The sequence below is a fragment of the Spiroplasma endosymbiont of Lonchoptera lutea genome, from assembly GCF_964019715.1.
Classification (GTDB): domain Bacteria; phylum Bacillota_I; class Bacilli_A; order Mycoplasmatales; family Nriv7; genus Nriv7.
Genome location: NZ_OZ026463.1, coordinates 682,576 through 707,195 on the forward strand (window position 1 = coordinate 682,576; position 24,620 = coordinate 707,195).

The 24,620-nt window shown below is 26.4% G+C and carries 15 protein-coding genes and 7 pseudogenes; 12 read left to right on the forward strand and 10 right to left on the reverse strand.

Annotation, left to right across the window (positions count from 1 at the left end):
• Positions 1–7: 7 nt before the first annotated feature.
• Both AACK97_RS03960 and AACK97_RS07650 read left to right on the forward strand, forming a co-directional pair.
• Positions 8–595: pseudogene (locus AACK97_RS03960) on the forward strand (IS30 family transposase); the annotation flags it as partial.
• A gap of 33 nt (positions 596–628) precedes the next feature.
• Positions 629–979 (forward strand): annotated as a pseudogene (locus tag AACK97_RS07650) (IS30 family transposase); the annotation flags it as partial.
• Positions 980–1,040: 61 nt separating this feature from the next.
• Here the strand turns inward: AACK97_RS07650 and AACK97_RS03965 are convergent.
• Entirely contained in the window at positions 1,041–1,559 is a 519-nt protein-coding gene (locus AACK97_RS03965) for a ferritin-like domain-containing protein (protein WP_338966731.1), read from the reverse strand.
• A gap of 38 nt (positions 1,560–1,597) precedes the next feature.
• The gene (gene rnhC / locus AACK97_RS03970; protein ID WP_338966732.1) at positions 1,598–2,470 is read right to left on the reverse strand and encodes a ribonuclease HIII; all 873 of its coding nucleotides are present in this window, start codon (positions 2,468–2,470) and stop codon (positions 1,598–1,600) included.
• Between the two features lie 168 nt (positions 2,471–2,638).
• Here rnhC and AACK97_RS07655 point away from each other — a divergent pair.
• Positions 2,639–3,741: pseudogene (locus tag AACK97_RS07655) on the forward strand (DNA alkylation repair protein).
• Between the two features lie 282 nt (positions 3,742–4,023).
• Here AACK97_RS07655 and AACK97_RS03985 read toward each other — a convergent pair.
• Positions 4,024–5,135 (reverse strand): IS3 family transposase gene (locus AACK97_RS03985; protein ID WP_338966735.1). Its coding sequence is split into 2 segments (ribosomal slippage): positions 4,024–4,892 and positions 4,892–5,135, totalling 1,113 coding nucleotides; the frame shifts between segments, so codons are not numbered across the junction.
• A gap of 313 nt (positions 5,136–5,448) precedes the next feature.
• Here AACK97_RS03985 and ptsP point away from each other — a divergent pair.
• From ptsP to AACK97_RS04020, 6 genes and pseudogenes are all read left to right on the forward strand, one after another.
• The gene (ptsP, locus tag AACK97_RS03990) at positions 5,449–7,173 is read left to right on the forward strand and encodes a phosphoenolpyruvate--protein phosphotransferase (protein WP_338966736.1); all 1,725 of its coding nucleotides are present in this window, start codon (positions 5,449–5,451) and stop codon (positions 7,171–7,173) included.
• Between the two features lie 281 nt (positions 7,174–7,454).
• Complete coding sequence (leuS, locus tag AACK97_RS03995) at positions 7,455–9,902, forward strand: leucine--tRNA ligase (RefSeq protein WP_338966738.1); 2,448 nt, start codon at positions 7,455–7,457, stop codon at positions 9,900–9,902.
• Complete coding sequence (locus AACK97_RS04000) at positions 9,895–10,599, forward strand: NTP transferase domain-containing protein (protein ID WP_338966739.1); 705 nt, start codon at positions 9,895–9,897, stop codon at positions 10,597–10,599. The genes leuS and AACK97_RS04000 overlap by 8 nt, the downstream gene beginning before the upstream one ends.
• A gap of 166 nt (positions 10,600–10,765) precedes the next feature.
• Positions 10,766–12,754 carry a PTS transporter subunit EIIC gene (locus tag AACK97_RS04005; RefSeq protein ID WP_338966740.1) on the forward strand — a complete coding sequence of 663 codons (1,989 nt, stop codon included), beginning with the start codon at positions 10,766–10,768 and terminating at the stop codon, positions 12,752–12,754.
• Between the two features lie 303 nt (positions 12,755–13,057).
• A pseudogene (locus tag AACK97_RS07660) lies at positions 13,058–13,916 on the forward strand (IS30 family transposase).
• Positions 13,917–14,065: 149 nt separating this feature from the next.
• Positions 14,066–15,010, forward strand: coding sequence for an IS30 family transposase (locus AACK97_RS04020; protein ID WP_338966716.1), 945 nt, complete (start codon positions 14,066–14,068; stop codon positions 15,008–15,010).
• 45 nt (positions 15,011–15,055) lie between these two features.
• Here AACK97_RS04020 and AACK97_RS04025 read toward each other — a convergent pair whose 3' ends face one another.
• Positions 15,056–16,000, reverse strand: a complete 945-nt coding sequence (locus tag AACK97_RS04025) for an IS30 family transposase (protein WP_338966714.1) — start codon at positions 15,998–16,000, stop codon at positions 15,056–15,058.
• A gap of 89 nt (positions 16,001–16,089) precedes the next feature.
• On the opposite strand from AACK97_RS04025, the pseudogene AACK97_RS04030 reads away from it, so the two are divergent.
• A pseudogene (locus AACK97_RS04030) lies at positions 16,090–16,677 on the forward strand (IS3 family transposase); the annotation flags it as partial.
• 8 nt (positions 16,678–16,685) lie between these two features.
• Here the strand turns inward: AACK97_RS04030 and AACK97_RS04035 are convergent.
• The 4 genes and pseudogenes from AACK97_RS04035 to AACK97_RS04050 form a co-directional block, all read right to left on the reverse strand.
• On the reverse strand, positions 16,686–18,026 hold the full coding sequence (locus tag AACK97_RS04035) for an Mbov_0401 family ICE element transposase-like protein (protein ID WP_338966743.1): 1,341 nt from the start codon (positions 18,024–18,026) through the stop codon (positions 16,686–16,688).
• 32 nt (positions 18,027–18,058) lie between these two features.
• Positions 18,059–18,157 (reverse strand): annotated as a pseudogene (locus AACK97_RS07665) (IS30 family transposase); the annotation flags it as partial.
• A 372-nt stretch (positions 18,158–18,529) separates the two neighbouring features.
• Positions 18,530–19,641 (reverse strand): IS3 family transposase gene (locus AACK97_RS04045; protein WP_338966745.1). Its coding sequence is split into 2 segments (ribosomal slippage): positions 18,530–19,398 and positions 19,398–19,641, totalling 1,113 coding nucleotides; the frame shifts between segments, so codons are not numbered across the junction.
• A 54-nt stretch (positions 19,642–19,695) separates the two neighbouring features.
• A complete protein-coding gene (locus tag AACK97_RS04050) occupies positions 19,696–20,595 on the reverse strand; it encodes a hypothetical protein (RefSeq protein ID WP_338966746.1) in 900 nt (299 codons plus the stop codon).
• A 68-nt stretch (positions 20,596–20,663) separates the two neighbouring features.
• Between AACK97_RS04050 and AACK97_RS04055 the strand changes: the two genes are divergently transcribed.
• Complete coding sequence (locus tag AACK97_RS04055; RefSeq protein WP_338966747.1) at positions 20,664–21,611, forward strand: IS30 family transposase; 948 nt, start codon at positions 20,664–20,666, stop codon at positions 21,609–21,611.
• Here AACK97_RS04055 and AACK97_RS04060 read toward each other — a convergent pair.
• Together AACK97_RS04060 and AACK97_RS04065 are read right to left on the reverse strand one after the other, a co-directional pair.
• On the reverse strand, positions 21,608–22,642 hold the full coding sequence (locus tag AACK97_RS04060) for a hypothetical protein (protein WP_338966748.1): 1,035 nt from the start codon (positions 22,640–22,642) through the stop codon (positions 21,608–21,610). The genes AACK97_RS04055 and AACK97_RS04060 overlap by 4 nt on opposite strands.
• Before the next feature lie 278 nt (positions 22,643–22,920).
• Positions 22,921–23,313 carry a hypothetical protein gene (locus AACK97_RS04065; protein ID WP_338966749.1) on the reverse strand — a complete coding sequence of 131 codons (393 nt, stop codon included), beginning with the start codon at positions 23,311–23,313 and terminating at the stop codon, positions 22,921–22,923.
• A 280-nt stretch (positions 23,314–23,593) separates the two neighbouring features.
• On the opposite strand from AACK97_RS04065, the pseudogene AACK97_RS04070 reads away from it, so the two are divergent.
• Positions 23,594–24,538 (forward strand): annotated as a pseudogene (locus AACK97_RS04070) (IS30 family transposase).
• Positions 24,539–24,620: the final 82 nt, after the last annotated feature.

Below are 24,620 nucleotides of genomic sequence, written 5' to 3' on the forward strand. Positions count from 1 at the left end.
TATCCAGGGTTTTGATGAAAAAAATTTATTGAGAAAAGGCAAAAATAAACCTCATAAACAAAAAGAAACTAGGGGCAGAATTAATAATTGTAAATCTATTCATGAAAGAAATTTAATCATTCCAAATATTAAAAATATACAAGAATTTGGCCATTTAGAGGGAGATACTATCGTTGGTAAAGATCATAAAAGTTCTATTATTACTTTAGCTGATATATGATCAAAAACCACAATTCCTTTGAAAACTAAAAATCATAAAGCAGAAAGTATTACACAAAGTATAATAAAATTTATTTCAAAATTAATACCAGGAACAATTAAAACTATTACTTTTGATCGTGGTAAAGAATTTAGTAAATGAAAATTAATTGAAAAAAATTGTAATGTTAAAATTTATTTTGCAGATGCCGGAAAACCTTGTCAAAGAGGTTTAAATGAGAACAATAATGGTATTTTAAGAAGATATTTACCAAAATCTACTGATTTATCTTCATATAAACAAAAAGACTTAAATTCTATAGCATTTCAAATTAATTCTACACCCAGAAAATCATTATCTTATAAAAGACCAATAGATTTAATACAATTATTTTAAAAAACTGTCCCATTTATATTTACAATTCAGGAAACTAAAAATCATAAAGCAGAAAGTATTACACAAAGTATAATAAAATTTATTTCAAAATTAATACCAGGAACAATTAAAACTATTACTTTTGATCGTGGTAAAGAATTTAGTAAATGAAAATTAATTGAAAAAAATTGTAATGTTAAAATTTATTTTGCAGATGCCGGAAAACCTTGTCAAAGAGGTTTAAATGAGAACAATAATGGTATTTTAAGAAGATATTTACCAAAATCTACTGATTTATCTTCATATAAACAAAAAGACTTAAATTCTATAGCATTTCAAATTAATTCTACACCCAGAAAATCATTATCTTATAAAAGACCAATAGATTTAATACAATTATTTTAAAAAACTGTCCCATTTATATTTACAATTCAGGTAGTAAAAAAACTACGCTATAGCGTAGTTTTTATTTGTCAGTATAGGGAAGGATAACTTTTAGAGTATCCGGTTCTTCGCGTTTAGCAAGGTGCTTATCAATACCATAATAGTTATTATTAGACATTTTAATCTTATCAATATAGGTTTTTGCGAGTTCAACTTCTTCGTAGAAATCAATTAGGAATCAGTCAAGAAATTTAATTGTTAGGAAATCTTTGGCTTCTTGACAGGTTGCAATTAGAGTATTAGTTTTTTCAATAAATTGCAGTTTGTAAGTCAGATATTTTTCCATTAATTCTAATAAACTTTTTTCATGATGTGCTTCTGGTTGGGTTGGATTAACAATAAGTATTTCATCCCGACCAATTAAATAATTATATATTTTTCTTGTATGTAAGACTTCATCTTGTGCTTGAATTTGAAATCAAGTACTTGCTCCGGGAAATCCAAGCGTGTTACTAACGGAAGACATTACATAGCAATCTAATTGTAGTTTGTTATGGTCATCAGCATATTTATTTAATAGACTATGAATATTGGGATTCATTTTTTTCCTCCTTGATGAGTAGATTTATTATTACTAATTTATTTTATTACTTTTTTTCAATTTATAAAATGTAATTTTCCAAAGTCAATTGCCTTATCTTCAAGACCGTCTTGTTTTATTTTCGCAATGGCTTTGTCAACAATTGTACTAGCACCCAAAGGAAAAATCCGGTTATATTCTTGTTCTAATTGTTTAATACTTTTTAAAAAGAAGTAACGACTAATAATGGCAGCACATCCAACAGCAAGAAATTTATCTTCGGCGTGGGTTGTAAATGATAACTTTAAATCATTATCAGCAACATTAAGAATTTTTAAATATTCTTCATATTTTTTTTTGTTAACAAATTGGTCAATAATTACTTTTTTGCAGTTAACTTTATTGGCAAGTTTTCTTATTACTTGATGATGCCCAATGGTTTTTAAAATATGACTGTTTTGATATGTTTCATATAACTTATTGTATTGGCGGTTATTAATGATGATAGTACTATATTCTAATTGTTGGATTAATTGTTTAGCGATAATATTAATTTGTATTGTTGATAAGACTTTAGAATCACGAATTTTTAATGATTTAATTAATGCTAAATCTTTTTCTTTAATATAACAGGCTGTTACTACTAAGGGACCAAAAAAATCACCAACGCCTGATTCATCACTGCCAATAATATTAATTTGTTCTTTTAATATCATCTCTGGTTTTCATTTGTTTCATTGTGTTTTAACTTCATCTTCATCACCACCTTGGAAAACGATTTTTAAAGAACGATATAATAAAATAGTTATATTATGGTATTTGTATTTAGCAATAATGTTAGGATTATTAACAGGTACTTTATAGGCATCATAATAGGTTATTACTTGGTTTTTATTTTCTTCACTCAGTTGTAAACTGTAAGTTGCCATCATATTCCCTTCTTTCACTCTTAAATATTATCATAATTTTTGTTGGCGTATAAATATAACCCAAAATTTATTGCTTTTTATATGCAAAAAGGAGGTTAAAGAATGATAAAATATTATGAATGATTTTATTTATTTTTTAATTTTATTAAAAAGATTTAAAAGGAGAAATATATGCCCGAACTACTAAAAAACAGGTATAATTACCAGTCAATTCAAGATTTGGCTTTGAGAATTAGAGCTGTATATCCTTTGTTTAAGATTGATAATTTTATTAATGACATTATAGACGAAACATGAGATAAGTTAGAACTGAAAGCTCGTATGAGGAAAATTACTATGAATTTAGGAAGGTATTTGCCAAGTGATTATGAACAAGCACTTGAAATTATTGATAAAATTATAGCTCATTATCCTGTAGGGTTTAATGACTTTACTTTAATGTATTTCCCTGATTTTGTTGAAATCTACGGACAGAATGAAGGGCATTGGAATTTGTCAATAATTGCATTAGAACGGTATACTAAATTCTCATCTTCTGAATTTGCAGTGAGACAATTTATCATAAACCATGAAAAGCGTATGATGCAACAAATGCTCGCTTGGTCTAACCATGAGAATGAACATGTGCGACGACTTGCTAGCGAAGGTTGTCGCCCGCAATTACCTTGAGGCCAATCATTAGCAAGTTTCAAAAAAACCCTTACCCAATCTTTGATATTTTAGAACAATTAAAAGATGATCCTTCACTATATGTTTGTAAAAGTGTAGCCAATAACTTAAATGATATTTCCAAAACACATCCTAATCTAGTTACAAAAATTGCAAGGGAATGGTATGGTAAAAACAGCCGTACTGATTGGATTGTAAAGCATGGTTGTAGAACACTTCTAAAAAAAGGCAATAGGGATGTACTGGACATATTCGGGTTTAAAAATATTGATTGCGTGAATGTGGATGATTTTTCTTTGAGTGTTGAGTCTATTTTTATTGGAGCGGAGATGAGTTTTTCCTTTAAGATTGAATCAAAAAAAGCGGTCAAGTTACGATTAGAATATGGTATTGATTATGTGAAAGCAAATGGTAAACGAAATTGTAAGATATTCCAAATCTCCGAGATATCTTTAAACGCAAACACGAAGAAATCTTATACAAAAAAACATTCATTTGCAGATGTAAGCACAAGAAAATATTATCCAGGTATTCATTCACTTACGCTTATTGTGAATGGTACTGAATGAGATACATTGGATTTTGAGATATTAGCTACTAAATAGTATTCACAAAAAACACAAAACTAAGTTGGTATTGATAATAGGCACGAATTACCTATTACTAAAAATGGTTCAAAAACAGGTAAATGAGCTAAAAACTTCTCTACTGTTTTCTAATTTAATTAAAAACTTAACAAATCTATTATTAATTACGAAAGTAATATTTTTTGTATTCATATTTTGATTATTTTTCACCATTTTAAATTAAACAAATGATATAATTTAAGAGAATTTAAAACTCGTGAATTGCAATTAATGGATTGGCAACCCTTTTTAGGACACTTTTTATGTAGACTGGTATTTTCTAAATTCAACGGGAGTTAAATAATTTAAACTGCCATGAATTCGAATATTGTTATATCAATTAACAAAATCAAATAGTTCGCATTTTAGTTGTGTTAAGTTTGCAAATTTTTTACCGTTAATAAATTCGGTTTTAAAGGTTTTGTAAGTTGCTTCAGCAACAGCATTATCATATGGGCATCCTTTGGAGCTTAATGATCTTTTAATTTTAAAGGTTATTAAAATTTCATCAATAATTTTATTTTTAAACTCATTACCACGATCAGTATGAAATAAAGTTATTTTATTTAATGGTCGTGTTATCTTGTGAAAAGCTTGTTGAACTAATTCAGCAGTTTTATTTGGTCCAGCACTATAGCCAATTACTTCGCGATTAAACAAGTCAATTAATAAACAAATATAATGTCATTTAGTGCCAACTTGAACATATGTTAAATCACTAACAACAACTTCATTTGGTTTTTTGTCATTAAATTGACGATTTAAAACATTATTAATTTCGTCATTATTAACTGTTTTTTTATGATTACAATATTTTAACTTGGTGTATTTAGAAACCAAATTATTTTTGATCATAATGAATCGGATTTTTCGTCGTGATAAAATGATATTTTTTCTTATTAAAACAGCTTTAATTTTACGAGCACCATAAATCTTGCGACTTTTATTAAATGCACTGATAACTTCTTGTTCATAATTATTAACATCAAACTTGGTGCATTTATTAGTTTGATAATAATATGTTGATTTTAGTAAACCTAAAATCTTACATATTTTCCTCACTGAATATTTATTTTTGTTGTTATTAATTATTGTTATTTTTTCCCGATTATCAGTGCTGCTTGCTTTAAAATGTGATTTTCCATTCGTAATTGTTGGTTTTCTTTTCGCAAGTAAATTAATTCATTTTCTTCGACAGTGCGATTATCTTTTGCTTTAAATGACCCAGAATTATTATAATTTTTAATTCAACTATAAATAGTTGGTTTTGGTAAATTATATTCTTTCCCTAAATTAATAACACTTTTGTCATTTTTGTATAGCATTACAATTTGTTTTTTAAATTCTTCAGAGTATGAGGTTTTATTTCCCATTTTTATATTCCTTCTTTCTTAATAATTTTGAAGTCTATATAATTATGGTCCAACTTATTGTAGCCTATCCATATTAATAATTTTTCATTGTGTAAAAATTCAATAATATGATAAAATAGTAATGAATAAAAATGACAACAATAAGAAAGGCAGGGTTAGTTTAGTAATTAAATAATATAATTAGCTGAGTGTTTTACTTTTTCAAAGCAATACCTAAGAAAACTAAACGCGACCAGATTGCAATTGTTATTGGAAAAACTGAACTTTTTTATATATAATTACTAGTAAACATATATAGAAACGAGGACATATTATGGAGTTGAAAGCTATTGGTGCTTCAAACGGAATTGCCATTGCTAAAGTATATAAGTTAATTGAACAACGAATTGAAGTTGAAAAAGAACAAGTTACTAATATTGAAGAGCAATTACGAAATTTAGAGCAAGCGTTGGATATATCGCTTACTGAAATTCGGAAATTATATACCGAAACTCTTAAAAAGCTTGGTGAAGATAAAGCTAAAATTTTTATGGCTCATGAGCAAATTATTAGTGATCCCACTATTATTGATGAAATAAAACAGATGATTACTAGTGAACAAGTTACTAGTTCGTATGCGAGTTTCGTTATTGCTAATAAATATATTGCGATGTTTAAAGCGATGGATGACGCTTATATGCGTGAAAGAGCAAGCGATATTGAAGATGTTACTAATCGTTTAATTAAGCATTTATTGGGAATAAAAATTCAAGATTTAGCAATTATTGATGAAGAAGTAATTATTGTTAGTTCTGATTTAACACCATCGCAAACAGCACAATTAAATCCGGAATTTGTGAAAGGATTTCTTTGTGATATTGGTGGTAGAACTTCGCATGCGGCGATTATGGCGCGTAGTTTAGAAATTCCAGCGATTGTAGGATTAAAAGATATTACTAGTAAAGTAGAAAATGATGAACTAATTATTATGGATGGAAAAACTGGTGTTGTCATAACTAATCCTAGTAGTGCTCAACAAGTTGAATGAAAAGAATTGCAAACGCAATGAAAAATTAAGCAACAACAATTGCAAAAATATAAGGATGAACCAACGATAACTTTAGATGGGCATAAAGTTACTTTAGAAGGAAATATTGGTTCTTTTCACGATGTTGATAGTGTTATTGATAATGGTGGCAACGGAGTGGGATTATTTCGTTCGGAATTTTTATATATGAATAGTAATCAATGGCCAACAGAGGAAGAACAATTCCAAGCATATAAAGCTGTCTTAGAGAAAATACCTAATGATATGGTTGTTATTCGGACACTTGATATTGGTGGTGATAAGCATTTATCGTATTATCAGTTTGAATCGGAAATGAATCCTTTTTTAGGTTATCGTGCAATTCGTTTGTGTTTAGATCAGATTGATGTTTTTAAAACGCAATTGCGAGCATTACTAAGAGCATCGGTTTATGGTAAATTAGCAATTATGTTTCCTATGATTGCTACTGTGAATGAGTTTAAAGAAGCTAAAGCCATAACTTTGCAATGTAAAGAAGAATTAAAGCAAGAAAATATTGCTGTTAGTGATGACATTCAAATTGGAATGATGGTTGAAATTCCTGTTGCTGCGGTAATGAGTGATATTTTTTCTCAATATGCTGATTTTGTTTCGATTGGAACTAATGATTTAATTCAATATGGAATTGCTGTTGATCGAATGTCACCGAAGGTATCATATTTATATCAACCTTATAATCCAGGAATATTAAGACTAATTAAAATGACAATTGATGGTGCTCATTTAAATAAGAAATGAGTTGGAATGTGTGGCGAAATGGCAGGAGAAATTTTGGCATTACCATTATTATTAGGAATGGGATTAGATTACTTTTCAATGTCATCAACATCAATATTAGAAGCAAGAAAAATTATTAATAGTTTAACTAAAAAAGAGACAGTTATTCTTGTGAATGAGGCTTTAAAATGTCATAATGAAAATGAAGTAATTACTCTTGTTACTAAATTTTTACAAGAAAAGAAATTAATTTAATGTTTTTAAATATGATATTGGCAACGACAACAATAAATAAGAATATGGGTATTGCTTTAACTGTTAGTTGTCTTATTTTGACAATTTTATGTTTTGTTATTCATTGACTGTTAGTAACAAAATATTTTTCAAAAGTTGTTTATAAGGATACATTGTGATTTTTTATTAAGAAAAATATTTTCTTTTTATGTGGATGTATGTTTACTCTTGGGTTTATCGCTTCCTTAATTTCTGTATTGAGAATATTTAGTTAAAACATATATGATAAGAAAGGATACATTATGATTTATTCACATCGTGCTTTAGAAAAAAAGTGACAAGAGTATTGAAAAAATCAGCAAATATTTAAGACGCCTAGTAATATGGCAACTAAAAAAACTTATATTCTTGATATGTTTCCATATCCATCTGGTGCTGGATTACATGTTGGTCATTTAAAAGGTTATATTGCTACTGATGTAATGGCACGATTTCGTAAGATGCAAGGTTATGCTGTTTTGCATCCTATTGGTTGAGATGCGTTTGGTTTACCAGCTGAACAGTATGCTTTAAAAACAAAAAATAATCCTGTAAGTTTTACTTTGGAAAATATTAATAATTTTCGTCATCAATTGCAACGCTTAGGTTTTTCTTATGATTATAATAAAGAAATAAATACTACTAACCCTAATTATTATCAATGAACACAATGAATATTTTCACAAATTTATAAAAAAGGTTTAGTTCAATTAAAATGAAGTGATGTTAATTGATGTGAAAAATTAGGAACAGTTTTAGCTAATGAAGAGGTTTTAGTTATTGAAGGAAAAATGGTTTCTGAAAGAGGTCATTATCCGGTTATTAAAAAACCAATGCAGCAATGAGTTTTAAAAATAACTAATTACGCTTCAAGACTATTAAAAGGATTAGATGATTTAGATTGACCTAATTCCGTTAAAGAATTACAAAGAAATTGAATTGGTGAACGATTAGGGGCATTAGTGGATTTTAAAATTCAAAATTCATTAGAAAAAATTTCAGTTTTTACTACAAGGTTGGATACGATTTTTGGTGTTAGTGCTATTATTTTAGCACCAGAGCATCCATTAGTAGTTTCGCTTACTATTAAGAATAATGAGCAACAAATGAATGAGTATTTATCAGAAGTTAAAATGAAAACTGATTTAGAACGCCAAGAGTTAAATACTGATAAACAAGGGGTATTTACGGGTAGTTATGCGTTGCATCCGTTAACAAATGAATTAGTTCCGATTTGAGTTGCTGATTATGTGTTATATCATTATGGAACAGGAGCAATAATGTGTGTTCCCGCACATAGTGCTGAAGATTATCATTTAGCATTAAAATATAATTTACCAATAAAGATTGTTATTGAAAATGATAATATGAAAATGCCAATAACTGGTGATGGTATTCATATTAATTCTCAGTTTTTGAATGGACTAAATAATGAACAAGCCATTAGTAAAATTATTAATGTTTTGGAAGCAAAAGCAATCGCTAAAAAACATACAACTTATAAATTACGCGATTGATTGTTTTCGCGCCAAAGATATTGAGGTGAACCGTTTCCAATTATTTTTTGAGATGATGGTACCACTGGTTTAGTTGATGAGTTAGATTTACCGGTAATGTTACCATTAACAGATAATATTGTTTCAACAGTTAATGGTCAGTCGCCGTTGGCAAATATGGTTGATTTTGTTAATGTTACTAGAAATGATGGTGTTAAAGGTAAAAGAGATACAAATACAATGCCACAATGAGCAGGTAGTTGTTGATATTATTTAGCATATATTTTGAAACAAGATGATGGTAGTTTTATTCCCTTAAATAGTAAAACCGCGTTTAAATTATTGGAACAATGATTACCAGTTGATTTGTATGTTGGTGGTCAAGAACATGCGGTGTTGCATTTACTATATGCTCGATTTTGACATCAAGTATTGTATGATTTAAAAGTTGTTCCGACACCTGAACCTTTTATGAAACTTGTTAATCAAGGAATGATTTTAGGTGTTGATGGTGAAAAGATGTCAAAATCAAAAGATAATGGTGTCAATCCCGATGATATCATTATGACGCATGGTGCTGATGCTTTACGCGTTTATGAGATGTTTATGGGACCATTAACAGCATCAATGCCATGAAATATTCAAGGTATTGATGGTACAAGGAGATGATTAGATCGGATTTATCGTTTAGTAACTGAACATCTTGCTTGAATTATTAAAAATAATGATGGTCAAATGGATAAAATTTATCATCAAACAGTGTTTAAAGTAACTACTGATTTGGAAAATTTAGCTTTTAATACGGCGTTATCATCATTAATGGTTTTTGTTAATGCTTGTTATAAAACAAAGCAAATTTATTTACCTTATTTTTTAGGATTTATCAAAATGTTAAGTTTATTTGCTGTGCATTTAGCAGAAGAATTATGATTAATATTAGCCCAAGAAAGTAGTGTTGCTGTTCAAAAATGACCTGAATATGATGCTAAGTATTTAGTGAAAGATGAAGTTGTTGTTATTATTCAGGTTAATGGTAAATTACGAGGAAAATTAAATGTTGTGCCGAATTTATCACAAGAAGAAATTTTAAAAATTATTCAAAATGATGACTATTTACAAAAAATTTTATATCAATATGAAATTAAACAAACAATATTTGTAATGAATAAAATTATTAACTTTGTTACTAAAGTAGTGGATAAACACGATGATTAAGCGAGCGATTATTTTTGCGGCCGGAGTTGGCAGAAGATTAAAATTAAATCATCAACATAAATCATTATTAAATATTAATGGTGAAATTTTAATTGAAAAAATAATAACTAATTTATTAGTGGCTAAAGTTAATGAAATTATTGTTATTACTGGTTATCGTCATCAAGATTTTTTATATTTAGTTGATAAGTATGTGCAAGTTAAGCTTGTTCATAATGCGCAATATGAAAATGGTTCTAGTGCCTATGCTGGTTATTTAGTTAAAGATTACTTACAAGATAATACAATTATTATTAGTGGTGATATGGTAATGGGGCGAAATTTTTTTATGAATTTAACAGCAAAACCAATTATGTGTGCCGTTAAACGAGTAACTAAAAAGATTGATTGAGTGTATAATATAGGTAATGACAATAATATTATTGGTTATGAAAAAAGTAATAATATGCATAAGCTATTATTAGGTGAATGGTCATTGTTAGATGAACGATGAGAAAAGGCGATTAGAGAACAATTGCAAATTAAGTTTGCTAAAAATGAGATTTCTCAATATCAAATGGTGGATATTCTTATTGCTAGTGCTTTAAAAAATAAAATTGTTATTGCTCCTTATATATTAAGTGAAGATGACCAATGAGATATTGATACACCAGAAGATTTAGAAATTTCAGTTGCTAAAACGATAAAAATTTCATAGTTATTATTGATATATTTAGTTTAAAGAGATTGTAATAATTTCTTAAATTAACTAAATAATATTTAATTTAGTTATTAAAAATAGAGTGGAGGTTATTGCTTGAATTTTAAAATAAAAAAATTTTTAGAATTTATTTTTAAATTTAAATAGAAAAGGAACGGTTTATATGTCGTCAAAGCTTGGATTTAAACAGTCTTTAGGCAGTTTTTGGAGTAACTTTAAAGAAAAAAGTCAAGGTGTTCTTCAAAAATTATCTAAAGCATTTATGTTGCCGATTGCGTTGTTACCAATTGCGGGATTATTTTTAGGAATTGGAGCAACAATTGAAACACTTGCTAAAAATGCTGATGCAGAAGCCTGAGAAACTTTTGGTACATTTTTAAAAATGATGGGTGATGTCCCATTTGCTAATTTACCAGTATTATTTGCAATTTCAGTTGCAATTGCTTTTACTAATGATGCGGGAGTTGCAGGTTTAACCGCATTAATTGGTTTTCTAATTTTTGTTGTTGTAATTGCTGTCTTTATGAATCAAGGGGTAATAAACTATAACTATGTTTTAGCATATGTTGATGATGCGGGTAAAGATCAGAAGATTGTAGTTTCATTAAAGGAATTATATACGGGAAAAGATTTAATACCAAAATTAACTGCTGAATTTAGTAAATTATTAGGAGGAACATTGGGCGGAAAACCAATTGATGATACTTTTTATCAAGTAATATCATCAAGTGAAACGCCGATTAACTATAATTTATGATTTTGAAAAGGTGATTTAGCAGTTGATAATAAATTAACGACATCAATTTTAGGTATTGGACCAACACTAAATTCAGGAGTATTTGGAGGAATTATTGTTGGGGCGTTAGTTGCTTTTCTTTACAATCGCTTTTATCTAACAGAATTACCTTCTTACATTAGTTTTTTTAGTGGCGTAAAATTTGTCCCAATTGTGGTATTCTTTGCTGTTATTCCCTTGGCGTTTATTTTTATTTTAATATGACCGCCAGTTGGGGCAGCATTTAATTGATTTGGGCGTTCATCGGGAACATTACCTGTGGGATTAGATTCATTATTTTTTGGATTAATTGAACGATCATTAATTCCTTTTGGATTGCATCATGTGTTTTATGCACCATTGTGATGATCTGGTGCTGGTGGAGCGATTAGTGACTTTGCTAGTACTGGGGATGTAGCTAATCCATTAACTTTAACAGCTGTTGGTGACCAAACAGGATTTATGGCAGTTATTGCTGATGGAAAATTAACATTGCAAGATATGTGAGGTCGGGGATTACGACTAGGGCGATTCCAAGCAGGTAAGTTTCCCTTTATGATGTTTGGATTGCCAGCAGCAGCAGCAGCAATGGCATTGACGGTACCTAAGGAAAATCGAAATACAGCATTAGGAGTATATGCTTCTGCTGGATTAACCAGTTTCTTAACAGGAATTACTGAACCGTTAGAATTTAGTTTCTTATTTGTGGCCCCGTGGTTATTTTATGGGATTCATGTGCCATTAGCGGGAATATCATTTATGTTAATGAATGTTTTACAAGTAAAAATTGGAATGACTTTCTCTGGTGGAGTATTAGACTGAATTATTTATGGAATTGTTCCAAGTTTTAGTGGTCAAACAACTAATTGATGAGTTGTACCAATTGTTGGTGCAGCCTATGCAGCGATTTATTTCTTCTTATTTTATTTCTTGATTTTACGATTTAATATTAAAATTCCGGGAAGAGAAGCTGTTGATGGGCAGATTCATTTATTTACAAAAAAAGATTATCAAGCAGCAAAAAGTCAATCTAAGAATATGTCGCCAATAGAAGATAATATTATTAATGATGAAAAAGAAAAACTTAAAGATAAGAAATCTGGAAAAGGAATTGTTACAGCAGAAAAAATATTAGCTGCTTTGGGCGGAGCAGAAAATATTGAAAATATTGATGCTTGTGCTTCAAGATTGCGAGTGCAAGTCGTTGATATGAATAAAGTTGATGCTGGCGAATTAGAAATTTTAAGTACTAAGCCTATTAAAAAGAGTGGTAAGAAGCAAATGGCTGTAGTTTTTGGTGGTCAATCAGATATTTGAAAAAATAAAATTAAGGAAATTTTGTATCGCTCTTCTTCCGCAGAAAATAGTAAAAAGTAATAAATATTTAGTAGTAAATAGTAATTAATTAAGAGTGAATTTAAAAAAAATTAAATTCACTCTTTTTTCAGTTGAATTTAAAAATTAATATGTTTTAATAAGAGAAAGAAGCTGAAAGGATTGATTATTAAATGATGAATGATAAGTTAACTAAGTTATTAATTATTTCGAGTTTATCAATAGGAGCTACAAGCAATTTAGGTACTATTAATAATCCTGAAATGTAAAATTATTAAAAAGGACACTTATATAAAAAACAAATTGTGTTAATTCTATAATTAAGAAAAGAAAGGAATTAGCACAATGTATAAGTATCTGACTATTGAATCAATAATAGCAATAAAAGAATATAAAAGTTATGGATTTTCTATTCGTAAAATAGCAAAAGCAATTGATTATAGTAAATCAACTGTACACAGAGTTTGTAAATTATTAAATCAAAACTTATTACCATTAGAAATATTGAATCAAGTTCAAAAAAATAAACAAAATGCAGGTAGAAAATTAATAATTTTAACTTTAACAGAAATTAATACTATCAATCATTTGTTAATTACTAAAAATTATGCTCTTGATATAATTGCTGATTTTTTAAAGAAAAATAAAATAAAAAATATTTCAACAAAAACTTTATATAACATGTTTAAAACAAATCGAATGGGTTTTGATGAAAGAAATTTAATCATTCCAAATATTAAAAATATACAAGAATTTGGCCATTTAGAGGGAGATACTATCGTTGGTAAAGATCATAAAAGTTCTAATTATTACTTTAGCTGATATATGATCAAAAACCACAATTCCTTTGAAAACTAAAAATCATAAAGCAGAAAGTATTACACAAAGTATAATAAAATTTATTTCAAAATTAATACCAGGAACAATTAAAACTATTACTTTTGATCGTGGTAAAGAATTTAGTAAATGAAAATTAATTGAAAAAAATTGTAATGTTAAAATTTATTTTGCAGATGCCGGCAAACCTTGTCAAAGAGGTTTAAATGAGAACAATAATGGTATTTTAAGAAGATATTTACCAAAATCTACTGATTTATCTTCATATAAACAAAAAGACTTAAATTCTATAGCATTTCAAATTAATTCTACACCCAGAAAATCATTATCTTATAAAAGACCAATAGATTTAATACAATTATTTTAAAAAACTGTCCCATTTATATTTACAATTCAGGAAAAATAAAAGCTGAATTATACTTGTAAGTGCAAGTAAATAAAATTGCAAAAGATTTCATATAAAAATTTCATGATGCTAAGTTTATTTTAGAAAAAGTAAATTTAAGGAGTTTTTATATGGGATACAAACATCTTGGCATAGATGAAAGAATTTATATTGAGAATCAATTGAAATTTAAAGTAAAAATTAGTGAAATAGCTAAAAATCTTAATCGAAGTATTAGTACTATTAATCGAGAAGTTAATAGAAATAAAGATAATAATCATTATTTTTCATTAATTGCACAAAATAAAGCAGAAAATAGAAAACAATTACATGTTTATTTTCATAAATTTAAAAATAGAGAATTAGTAAAATATGTACAACAAAAATTATTATTAGGTTGATCGCCTGAACAAATTTATGGCAGAATTAAAAATTTTCATCAAGAATGAATTATTAGTTTTAAAACAATTTACAATTGAATTTATTCTGGATTACTTGAAAAGGTTACTAGTAAAAATTTAAGAAGAAAAGGTAAGAAACGAAAATCTCAAGAAAATCGGGGTAAATTTAATGGTAAATCCATTAAAGAACGAAATGTTAATAATCGCATAACTCTTGGCCATTGAGAAGGTGATACTGTAGTATCATCACGAGGTAAAAGTAAATCATGTTTAATAACTTTAGTTGAAAGAACATCAAGATTTACTTTAGCAATATTAGTTGAAAATAGAACTACTAAAGTTATTAACAAAAATATTAGTCATTATTTATCAATTCTTCCAAATAATCTTGTTAAGACTATAACATTTGATAGGGGTAAAGAATTTGCTAATTGACAACAACTTGAAAAAAATTTAAATGTGAAAATTTATTTTGCTGATGCATATTCACCTTGACAAAGAGGTACTAATGAAAATACTAATGGTTTAATTAGAGAAAAATTTCCTAAAAAATTTAATTTTTCAAACACTACTAAAAATGCAGTTCATAAATTTATATTGTCTTTAAACCAAAGACCAAGAAAAATACTAAATTATCTTTCGCCAATCGAATATTTGGTTAGAAAAATAATTTAGTTGCACTTAACTTTACAATTTGGCAAATATAAATGGGACAGTTTTTTAAAATAATTGTATTAAATCTATTGGTCTTTTATAAGATAATGATTTTCTGGGTGTAGAATTAATTTGAAATGCTATAGAATTTAAGTCTTTTTGTTTATATGAAGATAAATCAGTAGATTTTGGTAAATATCTTCTTAAAATACCATTATTGTTCTCATTTAAACCTCTTTGACAAGGTTTTCCGGCATCTGCAAAATAAATTTTAACATTACAATTTTTTTCAATTAATTTTCATTTACTAAATTCTTTACCACGATCAAAAGTAATAGTTTTAATTGTTCCTGGTATTAATTTTGAAATAAATTTTATTATACTTTGTGTAATACTTTCTGCTTTATGATTTTTAGTTTTCAAAGGAATTGTGGTTTTTGATCATATATCAGCTAAAGTAATAATAGAACTTTTATGATCTTTACCAACGATAGTATCTCCCTCTAAATGGCCAAATTCTTGTATATTTTTAATATTTGGAATGATTAAATTTCTTTCATGAATAGATTTACAATTATTAATTCTGCCCCTAGTTTCTTTTTGTTTATGAGGTTTATTTTTGCCTTTTCTCAATAAATTTTTTTCATCAAAACCCATTCGATTTGTTTTAAACATGTTATATAAAGTTTTTGTTGAAATATTTTTTATTTTATTTTTCTTTAAAAAATCAGCAATTATATCAAGAGCATAATTTTTAGTAATTAACAAATGATTGATAGTATTAATTTCTGTTAAAGTTAAAATTATTAATTTTCTACCTGCATTTTGTTTATTTTTTTGAACTTGATTCAATATTTCTAATGGTAATAAGTTTTGATTTAATAATTTACAAACTCTGTGTACAGTTGATTTACTATAATCAATTGCTTTTGCTATTTTACGAATAGAAAATCCATAACTTTTATATTCTTTTATTGCTATTATTGATTCAATAGTCAGATACTTATACATTGTGCTAATTCCTTTCTTTTCTTAATTATAGAATTAACACAATTTGTTTTTTATATAAGTGTCCTTTTTAATTTTACATTTCAGGGATCAAAAATAATTTGGTTTCTAAATACACCAAGTTAAAATATTGTAATCATAAAAAAACAGTTAATAATGACGAAATTAATAATGTTTTAAATCGTCAATTTAATGACAAAAAACCAAATGAAGTTGTTGTTAGTGATTTAACATATGTTCAAGTTGGCACTAAATGACATTATATTTGTTTATTAATTGACTTGTTTAATCGCGAAGTAATTGGCTATAGTGCTGGACCAAATAAAACTGCTGAATTAGTTCAACAAGCTTTTCACAAGATAACACGACCATTAAATAAAATAACTTTATTTCATACTGATCGTGGTAATGAGTTTAAAAATAAAATTATTGATGAAATTTTAATAACCTTTAAAATTAAAAGATCATTAAGCTCCAAAGGATGCCCATATGATAATGCTGTTGCTGAAGCAACTTACAAAACCTTTAAAACCGAATTTATTAACGGTAAAAAATTTGCAAACTTAACACAACTAAAATGCGAACTATTTGATTTTGTTAATTGATATAACAATATTCGAATTCATGGCAGTTTAAATTATTTAACTCCCGTTGAATTTAGAAAATACCAGTCTACATAAAAAGTGTCCTAAAAAGGGTTGCCAATCCATCTATTATATTTATTTGTTACAGCATTACCTTTATAGTTAATTCAACTATCATCATTTTTATTATCATATTTATTTCATAATGAATTTTTATATATTTCTTTTCTGATTTTTATTTCTGAATTAATATTTTCATTAATGTAATGTAATACGTTTAATTTGTTTAAATTTGCCATTCTTAAATGTAATAGGTTATTCAAATTCTTATGATTATATATTTTTGCCCCATATCCTAATTGTTGTTTTACTAAATGCGATACATCACTCTCGATGCTACAACCGATATTTCATTCTAAATTTTGATTATAAATGCCGTGCTTATTTTTTTTAAAATAATTACTAGTCTTTTTTAAATTTGTTTTAATATCTTTATTTAATTCATTTTTAGCAATATTACTAATGGTTTTGACTAATTCTTGATGATTTCCATCCTTGTATAATTTAATTCAACTATTTAGTGCTACTTTACGATTTTCAAAAACAATATTAAATGCCGTTTGTTTTAATTTTTTAATAGCGTGATAACCATCTAAAATATATCTAACATTACCAAAACTATTGGCAATTTCTCTAATTCAAGTAGCGCCATCACCACAAAAAATTATTTTGTCATAATTAATATTCACATAATGTTTTTGTAATTCTCTAATTAATAAATCACGATAATCCATCGTATTTATTCGTTTACCAACTTTTAACATTAGAAAAGTACCCCGTTTGTTTTCTAACGCTCTACGAGCATTTTTGTAATTTTTTTCTTTATGTCCGGTATGAAAAGTAACCAAACGAATTCTTTGGTCTTGTTTAACTTTATGATATGATGTTGCTAAAAATGTTTCATCTAGCTGAATATATAAATCCTTATTTTTGACATCAATGCTAGTTTTAGTTTCTTTTTCTGCTAGTTGAAAATATTCGGCAATATCATATTTATTTAAAATATTCGAAATACTAGCTTTTGAAATATAACAATGATTTAGAACATCTAAAACATCGCGATAGCGCTTGCCATCACCTAGAAGACTTAAAACTTTAAATTGAACATCAAAATAAATGCGTTGTTTGGGCAATAAACCAATTTCTTTATCTAACAAACATACATATTCAAATTTCCCTGATTTTTGATTTCAATATTTATATCGGCGTCGTTTAAAAGTAACATCACCAAAAATTGTAATAATTGTTCTTGATGAAAAATGAACTACTTTATAACCTTGTTTTAAGCGATAGTGATATTTATATAAATATTCATCTAATTTTTCGTATTCATTAGCTAGTTGTTCGCATTTATTGGTGTACATATTTTTATGGGTTGTAAACAAACCTGAATTGTAAATATAAATGGGACAGTTTTTTAAAATAATTGTATTAAATCTATTGGTCTTTTATAAGATAATGATTTTCTGGGTGTAGAATTAATTTGAAATGCTATAGAATTTAAGTCTTTTTGTTTAATTATGTTATTTACAAGCTCTGCATTAAACTCTAAACTAAAAATTTTTACATTTTTTAAATTTGGTAATTGTTTATCTATATTTGCATTTATATTTTCTTCTGTTCTTATCTCAACTTTTAAAAGGTCATGGTCTTGCCTTTCTGTTAAAAATCTTATTTTTTCTAAGTTTCTAATTTCAAAATCATAAACTTTGTTTTCGTTATCTTTATTTTTTTGTTCTACTGGTTCATTTGCTTTTTTAGAACAGCTTACTATTGGTAATATTGTTAATGTCAAAAGAGTTATTATATTTAAAATTTTCATTATTTTAATTCCTTTATTGCTTTATTTTTTCAATATATGGATTGGCAACCCTTTTTAGGACACTTTTTATGTAGACTGGTATTTTCTAAATTCAACGGGAGTTAAATAATTTAAACTGCCATGAATTCGAATATTGTTATATCAATTAACAAAATCAAATAGTTCGCATTTTAGTTGTGTTAAGTTTGCAAATTTTTTACCGTTAATAAATTCGGTTTTAAAGGTTTTGTAAGTTGCTTCAGCAACAGCATTATCATATGGGCATCCTTTGGAGCTTAATGATCTTTTAATTTTAAAGGTTATTAAAATTTCATCAATAATTTTATTTTTAAACTCATTACCACGATCAGTATGAAATAAAGTTATTTTATTTAATGGTCGTGTTATCTTGTGAAAAGCTTGTTGAACTAATTCAGCAGTTTTATTTGGTCCAGCACTATAGCCAATTACTTCGCGATTAAACAAGTCAATTAATAAACAAATATAATGTCATTTAGTGCCAACTTGAACATATGTTAAATCACTAACAACAACTTCATTTGGTTTTTTGTCATTAAATTGACGATTTAAAACATTATTAATTTCGTCATTATTAACTGTTTTTTTATGATTACAATATTTTAACTTGGTGTATTTAGAAACCAAATTATTTTTGATCATAATGAATCGGATTTTTCGTCGTGATAAAATGATATTTTTTCTTATTAAAACAGCTTTAATTTTACGAGCACCATAAATCTTGCGACTTTTATTAAATGCACTGATAACTTCTTGTTCATAATTATTAACATCAAACTTGGTGCATTTATTAGTTTGATAATAATATGTTGATTTTAGTAAACCTAAAATCTTACATATTTTCCTCACTGAATATTTATTTTTGTTGTTATTAATTATTGTTATTTTTTCCCGATTATCAGTGCTGCTTGCTTTAAAATGTCATTTTCCATTCGTAATTGTTGGTTTTCTTTTCGCAAGTAAATTAATTCATTTTCTTCGACAGTGCGATTATCTTTTGCTTTAAATGACCCAGAATTATTATAATTTTTAATTCAACTATAAATAGTTGGTTTTGGTAAATTATATTCTTTCCCTAAATTAATAACACTTTTGTCATTTTTGTATAGCATTACAATTTGTTTTTTAAATTCTTCAGAGTATGAGGTTTTATTTCCCATTTTTATATTCCTTCTTTCTTAATAATTTTGAAGTCTATATAATTATGGTCCAACTTATTGTAGCCTATCCAAACCGATTAAAAATTGAAATGTATAGTAAAAAGCTGGTACCGTTTTAAAAACTGGGAAAATAGCAGTTGAAAAGTTAACTGTTGCTTTTGCAATAATTGCTAACGGTCTTAAAATGGTAATAATTTGTGAAGCAGTAAGCATTCAGTTAATCATTTTGATACCAGAATTTTGAATGGCACATCCAATATCATTAAAAGTTGGTATTCATCGTCCAGAATACTTGCAATTTGCTGGCAGAATTAAGTCATCTCATTCTAAGTTGGTGGAACCATCAGGAATAAAGGTTGTAGAATTTAAGACATTAAAGTCATAAATTTTAAAATTGTAATTAGAGATGTTGCCTTTGTGATAAAGTGGAAAGGTTAAGGTAAAAATATTAATACCGTAGCGAATATCAATATCGGTATTGAGGTAATTAATACTATTAGCGAGTTTGTTGGTCGGCAAGGTAATCAATTTATTATCATAGGATTTAAGGACATCAAAATCAATTTGATAAATGCTATTGTTGTTTTTAATGGCATTATAATTTTTTTGGTGCGTTTTTTTATCAAAAGTAAAAAAATAACTTCTTAATAATAATTCTGAATTACCAGTAATATTAATTAAATATTTTTTGGGATAAAAGGTAATTAACGAGCGATAAAAGAACCCAATTTGAATAAAGTAATCTTTGTTATAATTGTCTACGCCTTTAAAATCAATTTCGGTATGAGTTTTTTCGTCCATGTCAAAAGTGGCGTAAAATAAACTAGCAAAAAAGTTGCCAAGGATTTCGTAGATTTCGTCAAAAACATTTTTGTAATCGCTGTTGTTAATATTAGGAATGTTGTTTTTAAAATGCTGAATTATACTTGTAAGTGCAAGTAAATAAAATTGCAAAAGATTTCATATAAAAATTTCATGATGCTAAGTTTATTTTAGAAAAAGTAAATTTAAGGAGTTTTTATATGGGATACAAACATCTTGGCATAGATGAAAGAATTTATATTGAGAATCAATTGAAATTTAAAGTAAAAATTAGTGAAATAGCTAAAAATCTTAATCGAAGTATTAGTACTATTAATCGAGAAGTTAATAGAAATAAAGATAATAATCATTATTTTTCATTAATTGCACAAAATAAAGCAGAAAAAAATAGAAAACAATTACATGTTTATTTTCATAAATTTAAAAATAGAGAATTAGTAAAATATGTACAACAAAAATTATTATTAGGTTGATCGCCTGAACAAGTTTATGGCAGAATTAAAAATTTTCATCAAGAATGAATTATTAGTTTTAAAACAATTTACAATTGAATTTATTCTGGATTACTTGAAAAGGTTACTAGTAAAAATTTAAGAAGAAAAGGTAAGAAACGAAAATCTCAAGAAAATCGGGGTAAATTTAATGGTAAATCCATTAAAGAACGAAATGTTAATAATCGCATAACTCTTGGCCATTGAGAAGGTGATACTGTAGTATCATCACGAGGTAAAAGTAAATCATGTTTAATAACTTTAGTTGAAAGAACATCAAGATTTACTTTAGCAATATTAGTTGAAAATAGAACTACTAAAGTTATTAACAAAAATATTAGTCATTATTTATCAATTCTTCCAAATAATCTTGTTAAGACTATAACATTTGATAGGGGTAAAGAATTTGCTAATTGACAACAACTTGAAAAAAATTTAAATGTGAAAATTTATTTTGCTGATGCATATTCGCCTTGACAAAGAGGTACTAATGAAAATACTAATGGTTTAATTAGAGAAAAATTTCCTAAAAAATTTAATTTTTCAAACACTACTAAAAATGCAGTTCATAAATTTATATTGTCTTTAAACCAAAGACCAAGAAAAATACTAAATTATCTTTCGCCAATCGAATATTTGGTTAGAAAAATAATTTAGTTGCACTTAACTTTACAATTTGGCAAATAAAGGTAAATGTCGTTTTTTAATTCAGGGTCATAACGCAGAAAACTAAATTTAACATTAAAATAATTTAAAGTTCCAAAAAGGTACTTAATTAGATAATAATCGTTGTCATTTGTCGTGTCATATTTTCAGATTTCACTTTCACCATGTAATAATTGTAAATAGTTATTACCTGCGATTAGAGTTTTATTAAAGGCTTTAATTTTTAATATATTTTTATTTATTTTTTCTTCACTAGTAGAATTTTTATGATAAAAATAGCTTTCGCTTTTAAAACCATGATTTTTAATCGTAAATTCTTTATAATAACCTTTTTCTAAGGTGTCAATGAAATTAAATACTGGTGTTCAATAAAGATAAGAGTAATTGAATTTGTCAAAATCACCACGATGAATCATTAAGTAATCAAGATTATAAATAACATCGTTATAGTTATGGTTGCCATCAAATTTGGTGTTTGTTGTTGGTAATTCAATATCAGTGCTATCTTTTTCAATTTCAACTTCAAAATTATTTGTTTTATTTAATCTATAATTGTTAGTATCATCATGTTCAAAAGTTAATAATTCTGTTCCTTGTGCTTTAATTCTAATTGTTTTATTGGGTATATTAATCATTCAGGTATAAAAATTTAAACCCGAAGTATCTATTTTTGTTCCATAAGTATTTGTTATTTTTTGAAAGTCTTTTTGTTTAATTATGTTATTTACAAGCTCTGCATTAAACTCTAAACTAAAAATTTTTACATTTTTTAAATTTGGTAATTGTTTATCTATATTTGCATTTATATTTTCTTCTGTTCTTATCTCAACTTTTAAAAGGTCATGGTCTTGCCTTTCTGTTAAAAATCTTATTTTTTCTAAGTTTCTAATTTCAAAGTTATAAATTTTATCACTTTGTCTTTTATTTCTAATTAGTTGCGATGTTGCTTTGTCATTATTAATGTTTTGGGGAACAGTAAAAATGTTATTGAAACTAATAATTATCATTGTAAATATTTTCATAAACATTTTTATCACTCCTTTTTAAAATATTTTGTTTTTCATTATTCTTTTAGCTTTAATCTTTTTTCTTTTTTAATATAAAGCGAATTAAGCAGTTTACTATTTCTGTTATGGTTACTCATACTAATGAATAACCTATAATCATTAACTTACCAATTGCTCCAAAATTTTTAATAAATTGTTGCAAATTTTCAATATCTGTATGTAATAATAAAACTATACTTAAAGATATGAATATAATGTAATTAAGTATTATTCATCAATATTTTTTTAAAGAATTAATGAGTTTGTTTGATTTCATTTTTCAAGGCTCTTTTTGCTTTAATTTTCTGAATAATAAAGCGGATTAATTTTTCAAATTTAAGTGCAAAATATATCGATCCACCTCATCAGAAAATAAATATTCCTGCGAGCATAATGCCACTATTAAATTTGCCAAAGAATTTAACCATCTCTTCATTCATAAATTTATTAAATTCTTTACTTGTTCCGGTTATTCATTTAGTATCGATTGCTGTTAATGCACAAATTAATAAGCTTATAAAAATGAAAATGATACTTAATGCTACCTTTAACCACTGTTTTTTAAAAGAATTTTTAATTCTTAATTTTAACGGCAATTTTTCTTTTGAATTATCTTTTTTAAATAATTTTCTTAAAAGTTTTTTCATTTTAATTCTCCTTTCATATTTTTTACCGTCCTTTAATCACAATAAAATAAAGCAATAAGTACACAAGTAACACCAAGAATGGTAAAGATTGGATGTTGAGAAAATATCCGAGCCATTGGTTTAAATAGTTCTAAAATTTTTAAATTGCTAGTAATAAATTTTTGGAAATTGGCAAGGCCTTCGCTAATATAGTTACCTGAAATGTAAAATTAAAAAGGACACTTATATAAAAAACAAATTGTGTTAATTCTATAATTAAGAAAAGAAAGGAATTAGCACAATGTATAAGTATCTGACTATTGAATCAATAATAGCAATAAAAGAATATAAAAGTTATGGATTTTCTATTCGTAAAATAGCAAAAGCAATTGATTATAGTAAATCAACTGTACACAGAGTTTGTAAATTATTAAATCAAAACTTATTACCATTAGAAATATTGAATCAAGTTCAAAAAAATAAACAAAATGCAGGTAGAAAATTAATAATTTTAACTTTAACAGAAATTAATACTATCAATCATTTGTTAATTACTAAAAATTATGCTCTTGATATAATTGCTGATTTTTTAAAGAAAAATAAAATAAAAAATATTTCAACAAAAACTTTATATAACATGTTTAAAACAAATCGAATGGGTTTTGATGAAAAAAATTTATTGAGAAAAGGCAAAAATAAACCTCATAAACAAAAAGAAACTAGGGGCAGAATTAATAATTGTAAATCTATTCATGAAAGAAATTTAATCATTCCAAATATTAAAAATATACAAGAATTTGGCCATTGAGAAGGAGATACTATCGTTGGTAAAGATCATAAAAGTTCTATTATTACTTTAGCTGATATATGATCAAAAACCACAATTCCTTTGAAAACTAAAAATCATAAAGCAGAAAGTATTACACAAAGTATAATAAAATTTATTTCAAAATTAATACCAGGAACAATTAAAACTATTACTTTTGATCGTGGTAAAGAATTTAGTAAATAAAAATTAATTGAAAAAAATTGTAATGTTAAAATTTATTTTGCAGATGCCGGCAAACCTTGTCAAAGAGGTTTAAATGAGAACAATAATGGTATTTTAAGAAGATATTTACCAAAATCTACTGATTTATCTTCATATAAACAAAAAGACTTAAATTCTATAGCATTTCAAATTAATTCTACACCCAGAAAATCATTATCTTATAAAAGACCAATAGATTTAATACAATTATTTTAAAAAACTGTCCCATTTATATTTACAATTCAGGTTAGTTAAAGTTTCAAAATGACTACCAGCTAAAAGTCCAAGAACAGTTATT